Origin of the sequence: Candidatus Allofournierella excrementavium (genome assembly GCF_048526665.1) — a bacterium.
In the GTDB taxonomy this organism is placed as follows: Bacteria; Bacillota; Clostridia; order Oscillospirales; family Ruminococcaceae; genus Allofournierella_A; species Allofournierella_A excrementavium.
Genome location: NZ_DBGFPE010000017.1, coordinates 1 through 20,697, shown reverse-complemented (window position 1 = coordinate 20,697; position 20,697 = coordinate 1). Strand labels below are relative to the sequence as shown.

General features: G+C 61.0%; 19 protein-coding genes and 1 pseudogene. 14 read left to right on the top strand and 6 right to left on the bottom strand.

Annotated features, from left to right (window positions below; genetic code table 11):
- Window positions 1-59: 59 nt before the first annotated feature.
- Window positions 60-1,613 carry a ribonuclease Y gene (gene rny / locus ACMI1Q_RS05405; RefSeq protein ID WP_177522207.1) on the bottom strand — a complete coding sequence of 518 codons (1,554 nt, stop codon included), beginning with the start codon at window positions 1,611-1,613 and terminating at the stop codon, window positions 60-62.
- Between the two features lie 568 nt (window positions 1,614-2,181).
- On the opposite strand from rny, the gene thrS reads away from it, so the two are divergent.
- Together thrS and ACMI1Q_RS05395 are read left to right on the top strand one after the other, a co-directional pair.
- Window positions 2,182-4,083, top strand: coding sequence for a threonine--tRNA ligase (gene thrS, locus ACMI1Q_RS05400; RefSeq protein WP_419503051.1), 1,902 nt, complete (start codon window positions 2,182-2,184; stop codon window positions 4,081-4,083).
- Between the two features lie 132 nt (window positions 4,084-4,215).
- Window positions 4,216-5,820, top strand: coding sequence for an MBL fold metallo-hydrolase RNA specificity domain-containing protein (locus ACMI1Q_RS05395; protein WP_419503050.1), 1,605 nt, complete (start codon window positions 4,216-4,218; stop codon window positions 5,818-5,820).
- A 55-nt stretch (window positions 5,821-5,875) separates the two neighbouring features.
- Here the strand turns inward: ACMI1Q_RS05395 and hemW are convergent, their stop codons facing one another.
- Window positions 5,876-6,949 carry a radical SAM family heme chaperone HemW gene (hemW, locus tag ACMI1Q_RS05390; protein ID WP_419503049.1) on the bottom strand — a complete coding sequence of 358 codons (1,074 nt, stop codon included), beginning with the start codon at window positions 6,947-6,949 and terminating at the stop codon, window positions 5,876-5,878.
- Between the two features lie 113 nt (window positions 6,950-7,062).
- Between hemW and ACMI1Q_RS05385 the strand changes: the two genes are divergently transcribed.
- Complete coding sequence (locus ACMI1Q_RS05385) at window positions 7,063-7,812, top strand: Bax inhibitor-1/YccA family protein (RefSeq protein WP_330059028.1); 750 nt, start codon at window positions 7,063-7,065, stop codon at window positions 7,810-7,812.
- Window positions 7,813-7,862: 50 nt separating this feature from the next.
- On the opposite strand, the gene lepA is transcribed toward ACMI1Q_RS05385, so the two are convergent.
- The 4 genes from lepA to ACMI1Q_RS05365 are packed head-to-tail and all read right to left on the bottom strand — an operon-like array spanning window position 7,863 to window position 12,260.
- Window positions 7,863-9,668, bottom strand: coding sequence for a translation elongation factor 4 (gene lepA, locus ACMI1Q_RS05380; RefSeq protein WP_394981351.1), 1,806 nt, complete (start codon window positions 9,666-9,668; stop codon window positions 7,863-7,865).
- Between the two features lie 52 nt (window positions 9,669-9,720).
- A complete protein-coding gene (locus ACMI1Q_RS05375) occupies window positions 9,721-10,260 on the bottom strand; it encodes a cysteine hydrolase family protein (RefSeq protein ID WP_417026047.1) in 540 nt (179 codons plus the stop codon).
- Between the two features lie 19 nt (window positions 10,261-10,279).
- Entirely contained in the window at window positions 10,280-11,464 is a 1,185-nt protein-coding gene (alr, locus tag ACMI1Q_RS05370; protein WP_419503048.1) for an alanine racemase, read from the bottom strand.
- 46 nt (window positions 11,465-11,510) lie between these two features.
- Window positions 11,511-12,260 (bottom strand): tRNA 2-thiocytidine biosynthesis TtcA family protein, encoded by a 750-nt coding sequence (locus ACMI1Q_RS05365; RefSeq protein ID WP_330059024.1) that lies wholly within the window; start codon window positions 12,258-12,260, stop codon window positions 11,511-11,513.
- 326 nt (window positions 12,261-12,586) lie between these two features.
- Between ACMI1Q_RS05365 and rplM the strand changes: the two genes are divergently transcribed.
- The 11 genes and pseudogenes from rplM to ACMI1Q_RS05310 form a co-directional block, all read left to right on the top strand.
- Window positions 12,587-13,015, top strand: a complete 429-nt coding sequence (gene rplM / locus ACMI1Q_RS05360) for a 50S ribosomal protein L13 (RefSeq protein WP_177521983.1) — start codon at window positions 12,587-12,589, stop codon at window positions 13,013-13,015.
- Between the two features lie 16 nt (window positions 13,016-13,031).
- A complete protein-coding gene (gene rpsI, locus ACMI1Q_RS05355; RefSeq protein ID WP_177521982.1) occupies window positions 13,032-13,430 on the top strand; it encodes a 30S ribosomal protein S9 in 399 nt (132 codons plus the stop codon).
- 460 nt (window positions 13,431-13,890) lie between these two features.
- Window positions 13,891-14,712 (top strand): ParA family protein, encoded by an 822-nt coding sequence (locus ACMI1Q_RS05350; protein ID WP_419503047.1) that lies wholly within the window; start codon window positions 13,891-13,893, stop codon window positions 14,710-14,712.
- Window positions 14,669-15,583, top strand: coding sequence for a ParB/RepB/Spo0J family partition protein (locus ACMI1Q_RS05345; RefSeq protein ID WP_419503046.1), 915 nt, complete (start codon window positions 14,669-14,671; stop codon window positions 15,581-15,583). The genes ACMI1Q_RS05350 and ACMI1Q_RS05345 overlap by 44 nt, the downstream gene beginning before the upstream one ends.
- 11 nt (window positions 15,584-15,594) lie before the next feature.
- Window positions 15,595-15,861, top strand: coding sequence for a DUF5720 family protein (locus ACMI1Q_RS05340; protein WP_419503154.1), 267 nt, complete (start codon window positions 15,595-15,597; stop codon window positions 15,859-15,861).
- Between the two features lies 1 nt (window position 15,862).
- Complete coding sequence (locus tag ACMI1Q_RS05335; RefSeq protein ID WP_419503045.1) at window positions 15,863-16,366, top strand: hypothetical protein; 504 nt, start codon at window positions 15,863-15,865, stop codon at window positions 16,364-16,366.
- 59 nt (window positions 16,367-16,425) lie between these two features.
- Window positions 16,426-17,304, top strand: coding sequence for a DUF6017 domain-containing protein (locus tag ACMI1Q_RS05330; RefSeq protein WP_419503044.1), 879 nt, complete (start codon window positions 16,426-16,428; stop codon window positions 17,302-17,304).
- A 39-nt stretch (window positions 17,305-17,343) separates the two neighbouring features.
- Complete coding sequence (locus tag ACMI1Q_RS05325; protein ID WP_419503043.1) at window positions 17,344-18,111, top strand: BRO family protein; 768 nt, start codon at window positions 17,344-17,346, stop codon at window positions 18,109-18,111.
- A gap of 87 nt (window positions 18,112-18,198) precedes the next feature.
- A complete protein-coding gene (locus ACMI1Q_RS05320; protein ID WP_419503042.1) occupies window positions 18,199-18,699 on the top strand; it encodes a PcfB family protein in 501 nt (166 codons plus the stop codon).
- Window positions 18,696-18,995, top strand: a pseudogene (locus tag ACMI1Q_RS05315) (type IV secretory system conjugative DNA transfer family protein); the annotation flags it as partial. The gene ACMI1Q_RS05320 and the pseudogene ACMI1Q_RS05315, both read left to right, overlap by 4 nt.
- A gap of 32 nt (window positions 18,996-19,027) precedes the next feature.
- Window positions 19,028-20,697 (top strand): recombinase family protein (locus tag ACMI1Q_RS05310; RefSeq protein ID WP_419503041.1); only part of this gene is annotated, 1,670 nt, incomplete at its 3' end.

Below are 20,697 nucleotides of genomic sequence, written 5' to 3'. Positions count from 1 at the left end.
AAAATCACCGTGAAAAGCGCAAAAAAACAGGGCCCCGAAGGGACCCTGTTTTTTAAAGCTTATTTCGCGTATTCCACCGCGCGGCTCTCGCGGATGACGTTCACCTTGATCTGACCGGGATAGTCCAGTTCTTCCTCGATCTTCTTGGTGATGGCCCGGGCCAGGAGCACCAGATGGTCGTCGTCCACCGCGTCGGGCTTCACCATGATGCGGACTTCGCGGCCCGCCTGCACGGCGAAGGCGGTCTCCACGCCCTCGAAGCTGCAGCTCAGCTCTTCCAGGTTTTCCAGCCGCTTGATGTAGCTTTCCAGGTTCTCGCGGCGGGCGCCCGGGCGGGCGGCGCTGATGGCGTCGGCGGCCATCACGATGAAGGCCAGCGGGGTCTTGGGCTCCACGTCGCCGTGGTGGGCCTCAATGGCATGGATGATGGCCGGGTTCTCTTTGTACTTGCGGGCGATCTCCACGCCGATCTGGATGTGGCTGCCCTCGATCTCGTGGTCCAGGGCCTTGCCGATGTCGTGCAGCAGGCCGGCGCGGCGGGCCTGGGTCACGTTCACGCCCATCTCGGCGGCCAGCAGGCCGGAGAGATAGGCCACTTCCAGCGAGTGGTTCAGCACGTTCTGGCCAAAGCTGGTGCGGAACTTCAGCCGGCCCAGCAGCTTCACGATGTCGGGGTGGATGCCGTGCAGGCCCACCTCCATCACCGCGCGCTCGCCTTCCCGCTTCATGCTCAGTTCCAGCTCGCGGCGGCACTTCTCCACCGTCTCCTCGATGCGGGCGGGGTGGATGCGGCCGTCGGTGATGAGGCGCTCCAGCGTCATGCGGGCCACCTCGCGGCGGGCCTGATCGAAGCTGGACAGGGTGATGGCCTCGGGGGTGTCGTCGATGATGAGGTCCACGCCGGTGGCGGTCTCCAGGGCGCGGATGTTGCGGCCCTCACGGCCGATGATGCGGCCCTTCATTTCGTCGTTGGGCAGGGGCACAACGCTCACGGTGGCCTCGCTGGAATGGTCGGCGGCGCAGCGGGCGATGGCCTGACCGATGAGCTCCCGGGCCATGGCGTCGCACTGGTCCTTGAGGTTTGCCTCGTAGGCGGCCACGCGCATGGCCTTCTCGTGGGTCAGGTCCTGGTCCAGACGGTTCAAAAGCAGCTGCTTCGCATCCTCCTGGGTCAGGCCGGCGATGGTCTCCAGCTTTTCCAGCTGGCGGAGTTTCAGCTGTTCCAGTTCGTCCAGCTTGGCTTCCACCAGTTCCGAGCGCTGGCGCTGTTCCTCTTCCTTCTGCTCCAGGGCGGCCACGCGCTTGTCCAGCGCTTCCTCCTTCTGGTCCAGACGGCGCTCCTGGCGGGACAGCTCGCTGCGGCGCTCCTTGATCTCCTTGTCGGCCTCGGTCTTCATGCGAAGGGCTTCGTCCTTGGCCTCGATCACGGTCTCCTTGCGTTTCTGTTCGGCGGCCTTGATGGCGTCGTTCACGATGCGCTTGGCTTCCTCTTCAGCACTGCCAAGCTTTGCCTCTGCGGTCTTGCGGCGGTAGGCAGAACCCGCAAAAAAACAGACAAACCCGGAAACGACAGCTGCAACGACCGCCACCACAAAAGTGATAATAGGTGGCAATTGTTTCAACTCCTCAAGATAAAATGGGTATCTGAGATAACCGCCGTTCTGGGCTTGCCTGTTTGTTTCAAAAAGGGCAAAACAAGGCCTTTATTTATAATTGACAATGAGCATACCAAAAAGACCCTTGAGGGGCCCTGTCATATAAATCGCACAGCGCCGGCCCTGCATGGATTTGGGCCCAGCGGCAGATCATCAAATATACTACTACATTATTTTAATGAACAGTTTACAAATTGTCAAGAAATATTGACAGCAGGCCAAAAGAAGTATATCATTAGGGCACAGTCTTATCCCGCAAAGTGTCGAAGCGGACACGGGCGGGCAAAGGCACGCATCAGAGAGAGCCGCCGCCCGGTTTCGGGGCGCGCTGCAAGCGGCTTTGCGCGCATTGCCATGCCTACCACCGCCGAGCGCGGGGGCGAACCCCCGCCGGGCCGGGCCCGTTACAGCCCAAACGAGTGGCGCTTTTGGCGCAATTCGGGTGGAACCGTGGAGCACGATGCTTCATCCCGTATGTTTTGCAACGGGGTGGGGCGTTTTTTCGTTTACAGGAGGTTTTGAGAACATGATCAATGTGGAACTGAAAGGGGACGTTCGCCAGTTCGAGGCGGGCGTGTCCGCGGCCGACGTGGCCAAGAGCATCGGCATGGGCCTCTACAAGAGCGCCTGCGCCGCCAAGGTGAACGGCGAGGTGTGCGACCTGCGCACCGTTCTGAACGAGGACTGCACCCTGGAGATCCTCACCTTTGAGGACGAGGGCGGCAAGCATGCCTTCTGGCACACCGCGGCCCATGTGATGGCCCAGGCGGTGCAGCATCTGTTCCCCGGCGCCCACTTCGGCATCGGCCCCGCGCTGGAGAACGGCTGGTACTACGACATCAAGGCCGACCGGCCCCTGACCACCGGCGACTTTGAGGCCATCGAAGCCGAGATGAAGAAGATCGTCAAAGAGGACCTGCCCCTGGAAAAGCGGGTCATCACCGTGGAGGAGGGCCGCGAGATCTTCGCCGGCCAGACCTACAAGCTGGAGCTGCTGGAAGAGTACGCCGCCAAGGGCTGGGAGCTCACCGTCTACAAGCAGGGCGACTTCACCGACCTGTGCGCCGGCCCCCACCTGATGAGCACCGGCGCCATCAAGGCCGTGAAGCTGACCAAGGTGGCCGCCGCCTACTGGCGCGGCGACGCCACCCGCGACAGCCTGGACCGCCTCTACGGCATCGCCTTCCCCAAGGCCAGCAGCCTGGAGGAGTACCTTAAGCTGATGGAAGAGGCCGCCAAGCGCGACCATCGGCGTCTGGGCAAAGAGCTGGAGCTGTTCACCCTGCTGGAAGAGGGCCCCGGCTTCCCCTTCTTCCTGCCCAAGGGCATGGTGCTGAAGAACACCCTCATCGACTTCTGGCGGCAGATCCATCGTGAGGCCGGCTACCAGGAGATCAGCACCCCCATGATGCTCAACCGCAGCCTGTGGGAGCGCAGCGGCCACTGGGATCACTACAAGAACAACATGTACACCACCGTCATCGACGACACCGACTTTGCCATCAAGCCGATGAACTGCCCCGGCGGCATGCTGGTGTACCAGACCCAGCCCCGCAGCTACCGCGACCTGCCCCTGCGCATGGGCGAGCTGGGCCTTGTGCACCGGCACGAGCTGTCCGGCGCGCTGCACGGCCTGATGCGTGTGCGCTGCTTCACCCAGGACGACGCCCACATCTTCATGACCCCCGACCAGATCAAGGACGAGATCAAGGGCGTCGTGCAGCTCATCGACAAGGTTTACAGCCTGTTCGGCTTTGAGTATCACATCGAGCTGTCCACCATGCCGGAAGACCACATGGGCAGCGAGGAGGACTGGGCCCGTGCCACCGACGGCCTGCGCAGCGCCATCGAGGAGCTGGGCCGCGAGTACACCGTGAACGAGGGCGACGGCGCCTTCTACGGCCCCAAGCTGGACTTCCATCTGGTGGACGCCATCGGCCGCACCTGGCAGTGCGGCACCATCCAGCTGGACATGCAGCTGCCCGAGCGCTTTGAGCTGGAGTACACCGGCGAGGATGGCCAGAAGCACCGCCCGGTGATGATCCACCGCGTGGTGTTCGGCAGCATCGAGCGCTTCATCGGCATCCTCATCGAGCACTTCGCCGGCGCGTTCCCCACCTGGCTGGCCCCGGTGCAGGCGATGATCATCCCCATCACCGACCGTCAGCACGAGTACGCCAAGGAGCTGGAGAAGAAGCTGAACGCCGCCGGCATCCGTGTGGAGAGCGACTTGCGCAGCGAGAAGATGGGCTACAAGATCCGCGAGGCCCAGCTGAAGAAGATCCCCTACATGCTGGTGGTGGGCGACAAGGAGATGGAGGACGGCACCGTGGCCGTCCGCGCCCGCAAGGAGGAGAAGGGCGGCACCATGACCGTGGACGCCTTCCTGGCCGCCATCCGCGCCGAGATCGATTCCAAGGAGCGGTAATTTTTCACTGAACAAAGCGCACCGTTTCCCCAAAAGGGAGACGGTGCGTTTTTCTGCCTTGCTCCCGCAGGGCGGGCGGGGTATAATAAAGACAAATATGACCGCCCGCAAAGGGAAAGGGGGAGCACGCGTATGAAACTTTCGTTCCTGGGCGCCGCCCACGAGGTGACCGGCAGCTGTTACCTGCTGCAGACCGGCGGCTTCAACCTGATGGTGGACTGCGGCATGGAGCAGGGCCGCGACATCTACGAGAACCAGCCCCTGCCCCTGGCCCCCGGCCAGGTGGACTGCATGCTGCTGACCCACGCCCACATCGACCACTCCGGGCGCATCCCCCTGATGGTGAAGAACGGCTACAAAGGGCCGGTCTTCACCACCGGGGCCACCGCCGAGCTGTGCGGCATCATGCTGCGCGACTCCGCCCACATCCAGGAGTTCGAGGCCGAGTGGCGCAACCGCAAGGCCAAGCGCTCCGGCGGAGAGGAGTATCAGCCCCTCTACACCATGCAGGACGCCGAGACCGCCCTGGCCCTGTTCCATGAGGTGGACTACGGCGAGACGGTGGAGGTGGGGCCGAACATCCGCGCCCGCTTCACCGACGTGGGCCATCTTCTGGGCTCCGCCTCCATCGAAGTGTGGGTCACCGAAGGGGCCGAGACCCGCAAGGTCGTCTTTTCCGGCGACATCGGCAACACCCGCCAGCCCCTTCTGCGGGACCCCCAGCCCATCAAAGAGGCGGACTATGTGGTGATGGAGTCCACCTACGGCGACCGCAGCCACGGCCCCCGGCCGGACTATGTGCCCGCCCTGGCCGCCGTCCTGCAGGACACCTTTGACCGGGGCGGCAATCTGGTCATCCCCAGCTTCGCCGTGGGCCGCACCCAGGAGATGCTCTATTTTCTGCGGCAGATCAAAGAACAGAATCTGGTGAAGGGCCACGAGAACTTCACGGTGTATGTGGACAGCCCCATGGCCGTGGAGGCCACCCAGGTGTTCAAGACCAGCTGGGCCGAGTGCTACGACGAGGAGGCCCGCACCCTGGTGATGCAGGGGGTGAACCCCATCAACTTCCGGGGGCTCAAGCTCTCCTTGAGCAGCGACGACTCCAAGGCCATCAACTTTGACTCCGAGCCCAAGGTCATCCTGTCCGCCAGCGGCATGTGCGAAGCCGGGCGCATCCGCCACCATCTGAAACACAACCTCTGGCGGCCGGAGAGCACGGTGCTCTTTGTGGGCTACCAGTCGCCGGGCACTCTGGGTCGTGCGCTGGTGGAAGGCGCGAAGGAGGTCAAACTCTTCGGCGAGACCATCGAGGTGCGCTGCAAGGTGCAGGTGCTGGCGGGCGTGTCCGGCCACGCGGACAACGAGGGCCTGATGAACTGGGTGAAGAATTTTGAGTCGAAGCCCCGCACCGTCTTCGTCACCCACGGCGAGGACGAGGTGTGCGACATCTTCGCCAGCCGCCTGCGCTCGGAGCTGGGTCTGGCCGCCGCCGCGCCCTACAACGGCGCGGAGTATGACCTGCTCACCGGCAGCTGCCTTGTGGTGGGCAACACCCAGCGCATCGCCAAGGAGGAGGGCGGCGGCAAGAAGCGGGAGAACCCGGTGTTCCGCCGCCTGCTGGACGCCGGCCACCGCCTGCTGAACATCATCAAGGCCAAGGAAGGCCACACCAACAAGGAGCTGGCCCGCTTCGCCAGCCAGGTGGAAGCCCTCTGCGACAAGTGGCAGGACTAAAGCGACATAAAACGACAAAGCGGCAGACCCCAGCGGGGCCTGCCGCTTTTGATGTTCACGGTAAAAGTTCCGTGAGGATGCTGTTCTGCACCAGCATGCCTTCGGGCGTAAGGGTCAGACGGTCGCCGTCGAACATGGCGTAGCCCGCCGCCACACACCGGCGGATGAAGGCAAGGCGGCCTTCGTCAAAGGCAAGGCCGTACCGCTCCTTCAAAAGGGAGAGGCGCAGCCCTTCCGCAAGCCGCAGCCGCAGTATGATGTAGTCCGCTCCGGTGCATTCCCCCTCCGGCGCGGGGGCAGCCCCGGCCAGGAAGTCCGCCGTGCTGCGGCCAAAGGAGAAGCGCCTGCCCTCCATGCAGCTGGCCGCCGCGGGGCCAAGACCCAGATAGTCCCGGCAGTCCCAGTAGATGAGGTTGTGCCGCCCCTCAAAGCCGGGCTTGGCAAAGTTGCTTATCTCGTACTGGGCGTAGCCCGCTTTCGCCAGCTCCTCCACGGCATACAGGTAAAAATCCGCCGCCTCGTCCTCGCTTGGCAGGCCCGGCGGGGGATTTTTCCCGAAGGGCGTGCCCGGCTCGATTTTCAAGAGATAGGCCGAGATGTGGGTGGCACCTCCCTCCGCCAGCAGGGACAGGGTGCGGTCGAACTCCCCCCGCGTATAATGGGGCAGGGCCAGCATGATGTCGCCGGTGATGTTCTCAAAGCCCGCGGCCCTTGCCGCGGCCAGCGCCGCTTTGCTCTGGGCGGCGGTGTGGGGCCGGCCCAGCCGGGCGAGGCTCTCGTCGTCCGCCGTCTGCACCCCAAGGCTCAGCCGGTTCGCCCCGGCGGCGCGAAAGCCCGCCAGCTTTTTTTCGTCCACCGTTTCGGGGTTTGCCTCCAGCGTGACCTCCGCGCCGGGCAGCGGGTGGGCGGCCCTCACCAGCCGGGAGACTTGAGCGGGGGAGAGCAGGCTGGGGGTGCCGCCGCCAAAGTACAGCGTCTCGGGCCGCCCGGGGCACGTCGCCGCCATCCGGGCGATGAGAGCGTCCACATATTCGTCGGGCACCCCGCGGCTGGCCCCGGCGGAATAAAAATCGCAGTAGCGGCACTTGGCAAGGCAGTAGGGGATGTGCAGATACAGCCCGAAACCCACGGCGCACGCCTCCTTTACACAAAGCTTTCACAGGCCATTATAAATTATTTTGATTTTGTTTACAATTCCGGCGATATTCTGCGGTATAATAAGGCAAAAGGAGGAGAATCCCCATGAATGAACCATACGGACAGGGCTTTGAGCCCGAAAACAATACCTTTTACGCCAGCCAGGGGCCGGACGGCGTGTTCAGCACCAATGCCCGCTATGAGACGCTGGCGGAATACACCGCCAAGACCTTCGGCTGGATGTTCGCCGGCCTGACGGTCACCTTCCTGGTGGCGCTGGCGGGCTATGCCAGCGGCATCGGCATCCTGCTGCTGCGCAACTCCCTGCTGTTCTGGGGCCTGGCCATCGCCGAGATCGCGGTGGTGATGGTGATGAGCGCCCGCATCCACAAGATCGGCGTGGGCACCGCCCGGGGCATGTTCTTCCTCTACGCCGCCCTCAACGGTCTGGTGTTCAGCTGCTACTTCTACCTCTACCAGATGTTCGATCTGGTGCTGGCCTTCGGCGCCACCGCCCTCTACTTCGGCATCATGGCGGCCTACGGCTACCTTACCAAGCAGGACCTGTCCGGCTGGGCCAAACCCCTGATGTTCGGCCTCATCGCCATGCTCATCGTCAGCGTGTTCGGCATCTTCTTCGGCGGGGTGAACATCCTGCTGTGCTGCGTGGGCATCGTCATCTTCGCCTGCTACACCGCCTACGACACCCAGAAGATCAAGGCCGCCTACTTTGCCTACGCCGGCAACCCGGAACTGGCGAAAAAGGCCTCGGTGTTCTCGGCGCTGGAACTGTATCTGGACTTCATCAACCTGTTCCTCTATATCCTGCGCATCTTCTCCCGCAGCCGCGACTGATTTTTAAAACAGAAGGGCCGCCCCACAGGGGCGGCCCTTTTTTGTGTGTGTCAGTTCTCGTCCAGCTTGAGCACGGCGGTGAAGGCCTCGCTGGGCAGTTCCACGCTGCCCAGCTGGCGCATCTTCTTTTTGCCTTCCTTCTGCTTTTCCAGCAGCTTTTTCTTTCGGGTGATGTCGCCGCCGTAGCACTTGGCCAGCACGTCCTTGCGCATGGCCTTCACCGTCTCGCGGGCGATGACCTTGCCGCCGATGGCCGCCTGGATGGGAATTTCAAACATCTGGCGGGGAATGTTTTCCTTCAGCCGCTCGGCCAGCCGGCGGCCCTTGGCGTAGGCCTTGTCCGCGTGGACCACCATGCTCAGTGCGTCCACCATGTCGCCGTTCAGCAGCATGTCCAGCTTGACCAGCTTGCTCTCCTTGAAGCCTTTCATCTCGTAGTCGTAGCTGGCGTAGCCCCGGCTGCGGCTCTTGATGGCGTCGAAGAAGTCGTAGACGATCTCGCCCAGGGGCAGCTCATAGTGCAGGTCCACCCGCTCGGCGTCCAGATACTTCATGTCGATCATGGTGCCCCGCCGGTCCTGGCACAGGTCCATCAGGCTGCCCACATACTCGGTGGGGGTGTAGATGTGAGCGTCCACATAGGGCTCTTCCTGCTTGGCGATGCGGCCCGGGTCGGGGTAGTCCGACGGGTTCTCGATGGTGAGAACGGTGCCGTCGGTGAGGGTGAAGCGGTATTCCACGCTGGGGGCGGTGGTGATGAGGTCCAGATCGAACTCCCGCTCCAGCCGCTGGGTGATGATGTCCAGGTGCAAAAGGCCCAGGAAACCGCAGCGGAAGCCAAAGCCCAGCGCCGCGCTGGTCTCCGGCTCAAAGCTCAAAGACGCGTCGTTCAGCTGCAATTTTTCCAGCGCGTCCTTCAAATCGGGATACTTCGCGCCGTCCACGGTGTAGATGCCGCAGAACACCATCGGCGTCACTTTGCGGTAGCCGGGCAGGGGTTCGGGGGTGGGGTTCGACACCAGGGTCACGGTGTCGCCCACGCGGGTCTCCCGCACGTTCTTGATGCTGGCGGTGAGGTAGCCCACTTCGCCCGCCTCCAGATGGTCGCAGGGCATCAGGCTGGTGGCGCCCATGCGGCCCACCTCCACCAGGGTGAACTCCGCGCCGGTGGCCATCATCCGCACCGTGTCGCCGGGCTTCACCGTGCCCTCGAACACCCGGATATAGACGATGACGCCCTTGTAGCTGTCGTAGACGCTGTCGAAGATGAGGGCTTTGAGCGGCGCGGTCTCGTCCCCCTTGGGGGCGGGGATGTCGGTGATGACCTTTTCCAGCACGTCCTCGATGCCGATGCCCATCTTGGCGCTCACCCGGGGCGCGTCCATGCAGGGCAGGCCGATCACGTCCTCCACCTCTTTGGCCACCCGGTCCGGCTCGGAGCTGGGCAGGTCAATTTTGTTCAGGATGGGCACCAGTTCCAGGTCGTGCTCCAGCGCCAGATAGGTGTTGGCCAGCGTCTGCGCCTCCACGCCCTGGGTGGAGTCCACCACCAGCACCGCGCCCTCGCAGGCGGCAAGGCTGCGGCTCACCTCGTAGCCGAAGTCCACGTGGCCCGGGGTGTCGATGAGGTTGAACTCGTAGTGCTCGCCGCTGCGGGCGGTGTAGTCCAGCGTTACCGCCCGGGCCTTGATGGTGATGCCACGCTCCCGCTCCAGCTCCATGTTGTCCAGCAGCTGGTCCTCCATCTGGCGCTCATCCACGCTGTGGGTCTTTTCCAGAATGCGGTCGGCCAGGGTGCTCTTGCCGTGGTCGATGTGGGCGATGATGCAGAAATTGCGGATGTTCTTTTTCGACAAACAGGTCCCCTCCAAAAAACAGGTGTGAAGCCGGGCAGCCCCGGCGCTTATTTTAAATCACGTTGTAGCCCATGCCCGCCAGCAGGTCCAGGGCCTTCTGGCCCATGGCGTTGTCGCCGGTGCCGCACAGGTCTTTCAGCACGGTGATGGTGCTGGAAAGAAAGGCGGAGTGCAGCACCACCGCGTTGCTCACCACGCAGATGTTGGTGACTACGCCGCACAGGGCAATCTCCTCCGGCTCGCCGCCGCAGAGGGCGCGGGCCGCCTCGGGCAGCTCCATGCTGCCGAAGGTGGGCTTGTCCACAAAGGCGATGCTTTCATTGCCCGCCGTCTCAAATTCGGCCAGCCTGCCGTAAAGGTGCCAGCCCTCGCTGCCCTCGATGCAGTGGGGCACCGGCAGGAAACGGCCCTCCCGGGTGTCGAGGTAATCGGGGGCGTGGGTGTCCCGGGTGAAAATTACCTTCCAGCCGTCGGCCAGCGCCGCTTTCACCTTGTCGTGCAGAGGGCCTTCCAGCGCCTCCGCGCCGGGGTAGCCCAGCGCGCCGTCCACAAAGTCTTTCTGGTAGTCCACCACCACAAGCAGCTTGCTCATTTTCCTGCCCTCCGATGCGTCAGAATGAAGTCTGGTTCAGATAGTCCGCCAGCCCCACGGCCTCGCCGCCCTTGAGGTAGACCCGGGGCACCCGCAGCGCCAGCGCGCACATGATCTCGTAGGGGATGGTGCCCGCCTTGCGGGCCACATCTTCGATGGTGTCACAGCCCGGCGCACCGAAGATGCAGGCTTCGTCGCCGGCGTCCACGCCGTCCAGGTCGGTCACGTCCACCATCAGCTGGTCCATGCACACCCGGCCGATGACCGGGGCGCTCTGGCCGTGGATGCTGCACACCCCCTGATTGGTCAGGCTGCGGGGGTAGCCGTCGGCGTAGCCCACGCAGAGGGTAGCCACCCGGCGGGGGCCGGGTGCGGTGTAGAGCAGGCCGTAACTTAGCGACTGGCCCGCCTCGATGGTCTTGACCTGGCTCACCCGGGCCTTTAAGCGCAGCACCGGGCGCAGACCCTCAAAGTGCACCTCGTCGCTGGGGTCGCAGCCGTAGAGGATGATGCCCGGCCGCACCAGGTCCATGCCCCATTCCGGGTGCTCGGTGAGGGCGGCAGAGTTGCAGCAGTGAACGGTCTCGAGGGCGACGCCCCGGCCTTTCAGCGCCTCGGCCACCTTCACGAACCGGTCGTGCTGGCCGGCGGTGTAGGCGATGTCTTCGGGGGCGTGGCTGTCCGCCACGGCGAAGTGCTGGAACAGGCCCGTCACCTGGAGGCCCGGCAGGCCGCAGCAGCCCGCCAAAGCGGACACGCAGGCCTCGATGTGCTCTTCGCTGCGGGCGTCAAAGCCCAGCCGGCCCATGCCGGTGTCCACCTTCAGATGGGCCTTCACCCGGCCGCCCGCGGCCCGGGCGTTCTCGCTCAGCGCCTGGGCGTAGGCCCCGCTGAACACCGCCTGGGTCAGGTCGTTGCTGATGAGCTGGGCGGCATAGGCCGGGTCGGTGTGGCCCAGGATGAGGATGTGCCCCGTCACCCCGCCGGAGCGCAGGTGCAGCGCCTCGGCAAGGCAGCTCACCGCGAACCATTCGGCCCCGGCGGCCTGCAGCGTCTGGCACACCATGCCGTCGGCGTGGCCGTAGGCCCCGGCCTTCACCACCGCGCACACCTTGGCGGGGGCGGCGTGGGCCGCGATGAGCTTAAAGTTATGGGCGAGGGCGTCCAGGTCCACCTCGGCCCAGCAGTGCTTTTCAAACTCCAATGGTAACACCTCGCTTGCCGCCATCAGGCGGCGGAATGGCCCGCGCTCACCGGCGGGCTCTGCGGCCTTCGGTGCCGGGCAGGGGAGCCCAGCCGTCCAGGCCGGCATCCTGCAGGGCCCCCAGCATCTTCTGGCGGAAGGCCGGGTCCTTTTTGGCCATGGCCGCCACGTAATCTTTCATCTCCTGGCGGCGGGTGGCGCCGTCCGCGGGACAGGCGCTCTTCACCACAGGCAGGTCCAGCTCCCGCACCGCCCGGCGCACCTCGGCCTCGGTGGCCAGCACCATGGGCCGGATGAGATACAGCTCCTTGCGGGACAGCCAGGTCACCGGCGAAAAGCAGCCCAGCCGCCCCTCGCCCCAGAGGTTCATGTAAAAGGTCTCCACCGCGTCGTCCAGGTGATGGCCCAGGGCCACCCGGTTGCAGCCCAGTTCCTTGGCGGTGTTGTGCAAAAGGCCCCGGCGCATCTTGGCGCAGAGGGCGCAGGGGTTCTTCTCCTGGCGCAGATCGAACACCACATGACCGATCTCGCTGCGGCGGATGTGGTACTCCACGTTATACTCCGCGAACAGCTGTTCCAGCGGCGAGTAATCCGTGGGAGTGTTCCCGAACTGGGGGTCCAGGCTCACGGCCACCACCTCGAAGGGGATGCCCAGATACTCCCGCAGGCGGGCAAGGCCCACCGTGAGGGCCACGCTGTCCTTGCCGCCGGAAACGCCCACGCACACCCGGTCGCCGGGCGCGATCATGCCGTATTCCTGAATGGCTTTGCGCATCAGTCCTTCCAGACGCTGCATGGGGCAGCCCCCTTCCATATAATGTATTATAAAGACGAGCGCTCCATGCCGCAAGGGGCAAAGAGGCGCTTTTCCCGGTCATTATACCACATACGGGGCAATCTGCACAAACTTTGCGCGAAAATTTGAAAAAATAGAAAGTGAGCAAACGAGAGAATAAGAGAGTATGAGAGAGAATAAGCGAGCGAGCCGGGATTAAATCAAAATAATCGAAAAAAGTGCTTGACGCGGCTTTGGCTTTCGGTTATAATCAACCTTGCGCCGATGTGCGCCAAACCGCATTCACGCGCCTTTTGGCACGAAAAGAAAATCAGGAGGAACAGCAAATGAGCACTACTCTCGCCAAACCCGCCCAGACCGAGCGCAAGTGGTATGTGATCGACGCCGCGGGCAAGCCCCTCGGCCGCGTTGCCGCCAAAGCCGCCGTGCTGCTGCGCGGCAAGAACAAGGTCACCTTCACCCCCAATGTGGACTGCGGCGACCATGTCATCATCATCAACTGCGACCAGGCGGTCCTCACCGGCAAGAAGCTGGAGAAGAAGTACTACCGCACCCATTCCGGCTGGATCGGCGGCCTGAAAGAGACCCAGTACAAGACCCTGATGGCTGAGAACAGCGACAAGGCCATGTACGTTGCGGTGAAGGGCATGATCCCCGCCAACACCCTGGGCGCCAAGGCCATGACCCGCCTGCGCTGCTACAAGGGCGCCGAGCACCTGAACGCGGCCCAGAAGCCCGAAGTCTACGAGTTTTAATAGGAGGCAATAGAATATGTACGAGACGAAACCTTATTTCTACGGCACCGGTCGTCGTAAGAATTCCGTTGCCCGCGTTCGCGTCTACACCGGCACCGGCAAGATCACCATCAACGATCGTGACATCGACGATTACTTTGGCCTGGAGACCCTGAAGCTGATCGTTCGTCAGCCCCTGGCTGTGGCCGAGGTCGAAGGCAAGTTCGACATCGTGGTCCGCGTGAACGGCGGCGGCGTTTCCGGCCAGGCCGGCGCCATCCGTCACGGCCTCTCCCGCGCCCTGCTGCAGTACGACGAGAATCTGCGTCCTGCTCTGAAGAAGGCTGGCTTCCTGACCCGCGATCCTCGTATGAAGGAGCGCAAGAAGTACGGCCTCAAAGCCGCCCGTCGCGCTCCGCAGTTCAGCAAGCGCTGATCAACGCCCCAAAAGCATCAAAAAAGCTCGGAAAACCGCGGTTTTCCGGGCTTTTTCTATTTCAAAAGTTCTGTCTCGTTTGACGAATTTTGGAGTAGTCTGACCCGTTTTGAACCAATTTTTATGGGTTAAATAAAGGACAACCGCCCCAAAAATGAGGGCTAATGGGTTAAATCATAGGACAACTTTTTTGCCCCTTGACCCACCCCGAAGGTCATTTTTGTCTTTTGGCCTCTCTGCATTTTTATGCAAAATCGGTTTGGCATAGTTTGACCAAATCTGAACAAATGAATATGATTTTATTGCGAAAGCGCTCAGTGTTCCTGCTGGGCGCTTTTTGCATTTCCGGGGACTAATGTTCCGGGATCAGAAAAAGCCGTCACTCCTTTTTCAAGAAAGTAGTGGCGGCTTTTTCTATTTCCAGAACCAAACACGACAAACAGAAACGAGGTGAAATACGATGAACCCACAAATCATCGCCGTCGCCAACCAGAAGGGCGGCGTCGGCAAGACGACCACTTGTGCCAACTTAGGGATCGGGCTGGCGCAGGCCGGGAAGAAGGTGCTGCTGGTGGACGCCGATCCCCAGGCCAGCCTCACCATCAGCCTGGGCAACCCGCAGCCGGACAAGCTGCCCTTTACTCTGTCCGACGCGATGGGCCGCATCCTCATGGACGAGCCGCTGCACCCCGGCGAGGGCATCCTGCACCACCCGGAGGGCGTGGACCTCATGCCCGCCGACATCCAGCTGTCTGGCATGGAGGTGTCGCTGGTGAACGCCATGAGCCGCGAGACCGTTCTGCGGCAGTATCTGGACACCGTAAAGGGACAGTATTCCCATATCCTCATCGACTGCCAGCCTTCCCTGGGGATGCTCACGGTCAACGCTTTGGCCGCCGCTGGCAGGATTATAGTCCCCGTCCAGGCGGAGTACCTGCCCGCCAAGGGGCTGGAGCAGTTGCTGTCCACCATCAACAAGGTCAAGCGGCAGTTGAACCCCAAGCTCCAGATCGACGGCATCCTGCTGACGATGGTGGACAGCCGAACCAATTTTGCGAAAGAAATCGCCGCCCTGCTGCGGGAGACCTACGGCAGCAAAATCAAGGTGTTCGGCACCGAGATTCCCCATTCGGTCCGGGCCAAGGAGACCAGCGCCGAGGGCAAGAGCATTTTCGCCCACGACCCCGGCGGCAAGGTGGCCGAGGGCTACCGCAATCTGACGAAGGAGGTGTTGAAACTTGAAAAGCAGCGCGAAAAAAGTAGAGCTGGCCTCGGTAGATGACCTGTTTTCTACGGAAGAAAGCCGGGCTGACGCCCAACGGGAAAAAGTTCTGGAAATCCCCCTGTCCGAGCTGCACCCGTTCAAGGACCACCCCTTTAAGGTCAAGGACGATGAGGCCATGATGGAGACCGCCGACAGCATCCGGCAGTACGGCGTGCTGGTTCCCGCCATCGCCCGCCCGGACCCGAACGGCGGCTATGAGTTGGTTGCCGGGCACCGGCGTCACCGGGCCAGCGAACTGGCGGGCAAGGATACCATGCCGGTCATTGTCCGCGACCTGGACGACGATCAGGCCACCATTATCATGGTTGACAGCAATTTGCAGCGGGAAAGTCTGTTCCCCAGCGAGCGGGCTTTTGCTTACAAAATGAAGCTGGAGGCCATCAAGCACCAGGGGGCGAGAACGGATTTAACTTCGGCCCAAGTTGGGCCGAAGTTGACCGCCGCAGAGAACAGTCCTGATAGTAAATCGCAAATCAAAAGATTTATCCGCCTGACGGAGCTGATTCCTGAACTGCTGGACATGGTGGATGAGAAGAAAATTGCCTTCAACCCGGCCTATGAGCTGTCTTTCCTCAAAAAAGAGGAACAGACGCAGCTTCTGGACGCGATGGACAGCGAACAGGCTACGCCGTCGCTCTCCCAGGCCCAGCGGCTGAAAAAGTACAGCCAGGAGGGCCACCTGACCCTCGACATGATGCGGGTCATCATGGGGGAAGAAAAGAAAAGCGACCTGGATAAGATCACCTTCACCAGCGACACCCTGCGCAAGTATTTTCCCAGGAGCTACACCCCCGCCCGGATGCAGGAGACCATTATCAAGCTGCTGGAAGCGTGGCAGCGCAAGCGCCAGAGAGACCAGGAGCGATGAAAGGAGCGCCTATGAGGGATATTTCAGCCCGTGAGCTGAAAGGACACAACATTCTTGCCGTGGAGCGATTTCGGGACAATACCCGCTGGATGATCGAATTTTCCGTCCTGCGCTCCTGCACCTACGGCAGCCCCGGCGATGAAACCCGGCTGTTTCTTACCGAGGACGGGTATCAGGCCGCCTTACTCAGCCATCAGCGCCGGGAGATCAAAATCAAAAAGTGCGCCCATGTGATTGAGGGCCACGTCCTGTATGTAAAGAAAAAACGGAGGAAATGAGATGTTCAGAGAAAAAGAAATCTGTGATGCCATTCGCACAGCGTATCTGCACCTGTTCCCTGATAAAAAGGAACGGAAACGGGCGCTTTCCAGACTGGACCTGGAGCTTGTGGCGCAGGGCGTGCGCTATCGCGGGGAAAGCGTCCTTGCCTACCAGACTTCCGGCAGCCATGCGTGTGCCCTGGACTATTACGGGCCGGAGCTGTTTCCCCAGCGGGGATGCTGCATTTATCAAAAAACGGTCCAAAGTCATTCCACGCAGGTGGATGCCGCCTGTATCCGGGAACTATGGCTCCTGGATGATGGACGGTTTGTGGAGGTGTCCGGCGTGACTACAAAATACCGTTCGGCATACGAGCGGTTTTCTACCTGCTACCGCACGGTCCACCATATCGTCAAGGGCCGGGACTGGAAGGACTATCCGCCAGAGGAGATTACCGATGCCTTTGAGGACATCAACGACCATCCCTTTGACGGGATGCCCGGAGTTTTCTATGAAGTTTGAGCCGCGTCATAACTGACAGCGGCTTTTTTCATGCCATGAATGCCGAGAGGAGTGATGAAATGGCCGTTTTTCGCATTGAACGGACCCGTGATTATACCGTGATGTCCAACCACCACCTCCGCGACAAGGCGCTGTCGCTGAAATCCAAGGGACTGCTTTCCATGATGCTGTCCTTGCCGGAGGACTGGAACTACACCACACGCGGCCTCGCCAAAATTTGCAAGGAGGGCGTGGACGCCATCGGAGGGGCGCTGCGGGAGCTGGAAAGCGCCGGGTACATCGTCCGCCACCAGCTGCGGGACCGGCAGGGCCGCATCAGCGACACCGAGTATGTTATCTACGAGCAGCCCCAGCCCAAAGCGCCGGATACGCCCCAGCCGGATACGGCTTCACCAGATACGGAAAACCCGTATCTGGCTGACCCGGATACGGAAAAGCCCGCAGAATTAAATATAGAGAAATCAAAGACCCAAAAACAAACAACGGATGTACCAAGTACCGATTCCATTCCCTTCCGGGAGAAAGCGGCGGCCAGGCCGCCGGAACGGAAAGGACGGGATGCGATGTCGGTGGAGGAAATGCAGGATTATCGGGATTTGGTGTTGGAGAACATCGAGTACGACCACCTGTGCCGGGAGTTTTCGACCTACCGGGAGGATTTGGACGAGATCGTGGAGCTGATCGTGGAGACGGTCTGTGCCAGACGCAAGACCACCCGCATTGCCGGGGCGGACTTCCCCCATGAGGTGGTGCGGTCCCGGTTCTTGAAGCTGGACAGCTCCCACATCGAGTTCGTCATGGAGTGCCTGCACAACAACACCACCGAAATCCGCAACATGAAGCAGTACCTGCTGACCGTGCTGTTCAACGCGCCCACCACCATGAACAACCACTACACGGCCCAGGTCAACCACGATATGCACGCAGGCGGCTGGTAATGGCCGCCTTTTCTGCTGCACCGCCCAAGGAGGCACGATATGAACCAGATGGAAATTTTCAAAAACCCGGAGTTTGGCAGCATCCGCGTCATTGAGGAGGACGGCAAGTACCTGTTCTGCGGAACGGACGTAGCAACTGCGTTGGGATATACCAATCCCCGCAAGGCTGTCCGCGACCATACCCGCTGTGGAACGAAACGTTCCATAGGGGTCCAGACTGGCAAAAAGGCAGACGGAACCCCCGCCGTACAGATGGTAGAGATGCTCTTTATCCCCGAAGGCGACGTTTACCGCCTCATCGTCCACAGCAAACTGCCCTCGGCGGAGCGGTTTGAACGCTGGGTGTTCGATGAAGTCCTGCCCAGCATCCGCCAGCATGGGGCCTACCTCACCAGGGAGAAGCTGTGGGAGGTCGCCACCTCGCCGGAGGCGCTGCTGAAGCTCTGTTCCGACCTGCTGGCCGAGCGCGAAAAGAACGCGGCGCTGCAAGCGGACAACGCCCAGCTGCAAGGCAAAGCCGTCTACTACGACCTGTTCATCGACCTGCGGCACAGCACCAACCTGCGCACCACCGCCAAGGAGCTGGAGGTGCCGGAGCGGCGGTTCGTCCGTTTCCTGCTGGAACGCCGGTACGTCTACCGCACCCCCTCCGGCTGTGTGCTGCCCTACGCCAAAGGCAGCAACGAGGGGCTGTTCTGCGTGAAAGACTTCTGCCGCAACGGCCACACCGGCTCCTACACGCTGGTGACGCCCAAGGGCAAGCTGCACTTTGCGGAACTGCGGTCGCTGATTCTGGTGACGGTATGACGGGCCGCCACCTGTTACGGCGGCTGGTGGTCCCGCCTTAGTACCCAAGACCGCTTTCTGCATAACCGACGAAGGGAGGCGAGAAAAATGCAGGAGGAAGTGGAAAACAGGACTTTGACGCTGATTGTCAGCGGCACCAAGTTCACCGGACGGCTGTTCAAGGCCGCCATATCCAAGTACATGGCCCACCGCAGGGAGAAAAAGCTGGAAAAGCAGCGCAGCCGGGATTCCCCCGTCACCCCCAAGGGCAAACAGACGGTGAAGCAGCTCATTGGGCAGAACCAGGGTGTTTCCAACATCGAGATCAACGACCCGTCCATCAAGGACTTTGAGCGCATCGCCCGCAAGTACGGCGTGGACTATGCGGTGAAAAAGGACCGCAGCGCATCGCCGCCCAAGTACCTGATCTTCTTCAAAGCCCGCGACGCCGACGCCCTGACCGCTGCTTTTACCGAGTACACCGGCAAAAAGGTCAAAAAGGCGGAGAAAACCGAGCGCCCCTCCGTGCTGGCGAAGCTGGCCCAGTTCAAGGAGTTGCTCAAAAATACCGTGGTGGACCGCAGCCGCCGGAAGGAGCTGGAACGATGAAGCAGCTGAATGTGAAAAAGCTGGTGCTGCTGAACCTGCCCTATTTCCTGCTGGGCCTGTTTGCCACCAACCTGGGGGAAGCCTGGCGGCTGGCGACCGGCGCGGATGCGTCCGCCAAAATGCTCTCGTTCTTCTCCACCCTGCCGGTGGCGCTGGCAAGCTGGTGGCCCAGCCTGCACCCGCTGGATTTGCTGGTGGGGCTTTGCTGCGGCGCTGGCCTGCGGCTGGCGGTGTACCTGAAAGGCAAGAACGCCAAGAAATACCGCCATAACGTGGAGTACGGCTCAGCCCGATGGAGTGCATAATCTTAAGTGTAAAGGAACTCTACATGGACGCACAGGAGGATATGCACATGAATGATTACAACAAAATCACAGCCCTTTACTCCCGTCTTTCCGTAGGGGACGAGGACAGGGACGGCGGCGAGAGCAACAGCATACAGAACCAGAAAATCTTTTTGGAGAACTACGCCAGAGGGCAGCGGCTGACGAATATCCGGCACTACATCGACGACGATGAAAGCGGCAGATTTTTTGACCGTTCTGCCTACTCCCGCATGATGGAGGACGTTGAAAACGGGAAAATCGGCGTTTGCATTATGAAAGACCTTACCCGCTGGGGGCGCGACTATCTCCAAGTCGGCAACGCTATGGAGATATTCAGACGGAACAACGTGCGTTTTATCGCGGTCAACAACGGCATTGACAGCGAGAAGCCCGACACATTGGAGTTTGCGCCCTTTATCAACATCATGTCGGAGTGGTACGCAAAGGACATCAGCAAGAAAGTGAAAACGGGCATTAAGACCAAAGGCATGAGCGGAAAGCCGATTGCCACCGAAGCCCCCTACGGCTATGTCAAAGACCCGGACAACAAGGATTTTTGGATAATCGACGAGGAAGCCGCCGAGGTTGTGCGCCTTATTTTCCGTTTGTTTATCGGCGGGAAGAACCGCAACCAAATCGCCGTATATCTGAAAAACGAGCAAATCCCTACCCCCACTTTCTACATGAAAGACCGGGGACGGGGAACGTGTAAAAACAAGGCGCTCAATGAGGATAACCGCTACAAGTGGAACAAAGCCACCTTGACCCATATCCTTACGCGGCAGGAGTATTGCGGCGATGTAGTCAACTTCAAGACTACAAAGCATTTCCGGGACAAGCGGAACCACTATGTAGACCGGAGCCAATGGCAGATAACCGAAAATGTGCATGAGCCGATTATTGACCGCGCCGACTTTGAAACCGCACAGCGGATTTTGGAAAACGCGCCCGTCAGACGCCCCAACGGGGACGGGGAAATCCACCCTTTGTCGGGCTTGCTTTTCTGTAAGGATTGCGGCGCAAAAATGCACATCCGCATAGATTACAGAAACGGCGGCAAGCGGCACGTTGCCTATTGCAGCGAGTACCACAAGGGGAAAGCCAAGAACCCCAAATGCCATTCCCCGCACATCATGGACGCGGACTTGCTCATGCAGACCATCGCGGAAGTGCTGAAGAAAATCGAGGACTATTCTATCAGCAACCGGGCGGAGTTTGAAGCCTTAGTGAAAAAGAACCTTGCCATGCAGCAGACCGACCAGACCAAGAAGCAGCAGAAGCGTATTCCGCAAATCACGACGCGCCTTGAACAGATTGACAAGGTGCTGAATAAGCTCTATGAGGACAACGCCCTCGGCACGATCCCGCAAGACCGTTATGAGCAGATGTCGCAGAAGTATTCGGAAGAATACTATGCGCTGAAAGCGGAGCTTGCCACGCTCCAAGAGCAGCTATCCGCTTATGAGAACGCGGGAGGACGGGCGCAGAAGTTTTTGAAGCTGACGGAACGCCATGCTGCCTTTACCGACCTTACACCCACCATTCTCAACGAGTTTATCAGCCGGATTGAAGTGCATGAGCGCGACCAGAAAAGGGCGAGATACGCAATCCAGCACATCAGCATATATTTCAATTATATCGGCAAGTTTGAGAATGAAGTGACACAGCTTGC

What these genes read in the sequence shown, in the direction of transcription:
- ACMI1Q_RS05320 (WP_419503042.1), top strand. Translation starts at nt 18,199, where the DNA reads ATGCAGGAGGAAGTGGAAAACAGGACTTTGACGCTGATTGTCAGCGGC.
- ACMI1Q_RS05395 (WP_419503050.1), top strand. Translation starts at nt 4,216, where the DNA reads ATGAAACTTTCGTTCCTGGGCGCCGCCCACGAGGTGACCGGCAGCTGT.
- rpsI (WP_177521982.1), top strand. Translation starts at nt 13,032, where the DNA reads ATGTACGAGACGAAACCTTATTTCTACGGCACCGGTCGTCGTAAGAAT.
- ACMI1Q_RS05340 (WP_419503154.1), top strand. Translation starts at nt 15,595, where the DNA reads ATGAGGGATATTTCAGCCCGTGAGCTGAAAGGACACAACATTCTTGCC.
- ACMI1Q_RS05385 (WP_330059028.1), top strand. Translation starts at nt 7,063, where the DNA reads ATGAATGAACCATACGGACAGGGCTTTGAGCCCGAAAACAATACCTTT.
- thrS (WP_419503051.1), top strand. Translation starts at nt 2,182, where the DNA reads ATGATCAATGTGGAACTGAAAGGGGACGTTCGCCAGTTCGAGGCGGGC.
- ACMI1Q_RS05325 (WP_419503043.1), top strand. Translation starts at nt 17,344, where the DNA reads ATGAACCAGATGGAAATTTTCAAAAACCCGGAGTTTGGCAGCATCCGC.
- ACMI1Q_RS05365 (WP_330059024.1), bottom strand. Translation starts at nt 12,260, where the DNA reads ATGCAGCGTCTGGAAGGACTGATGCGCAAAGCCATTCAGGAATACGGC.
- ACMI1Q_RS05350 (WP_419503047.1), top strand. Translation starts at nt 13,891, where the DNA reads ATGAACCCACAAATCATCGCCGTCGCCAACCAGAAGGGCGGCGTCGGC.
- ACMI1Q_RS05330 (WP_419503044.1), top strand. Translation starts at nt 16,426, where the DNA reads ATGGCCGTTTTTCGCATTGAACGGACCCGTGATTATACCGTGATGTCC.
- ACMI1Q_RS05335 (WP_419503045.1), top strand. Translation starts at nt 15,863, where the DNA reads ATGTTCAGAGAAAAAGAAATCTGTGATGCCATTCGCACAGCGTATCTG.
- ACMI1Q_RS05375 (WP_417026047.1), bottom strand. Translation starts at nt 10,260, where the DNA reads ATGAGCAAGCTGCTTGTGGTGGTGGACTACCAGAAAGACTTTGTGGAC.
- rplM (WP_177521983.1), top strand. Translation starts at nt 12,587, where the DNA reads ATGAGCACTACTCTCGCCAAACCCGCCCAGACCGAGCGCAAGTGGTAT.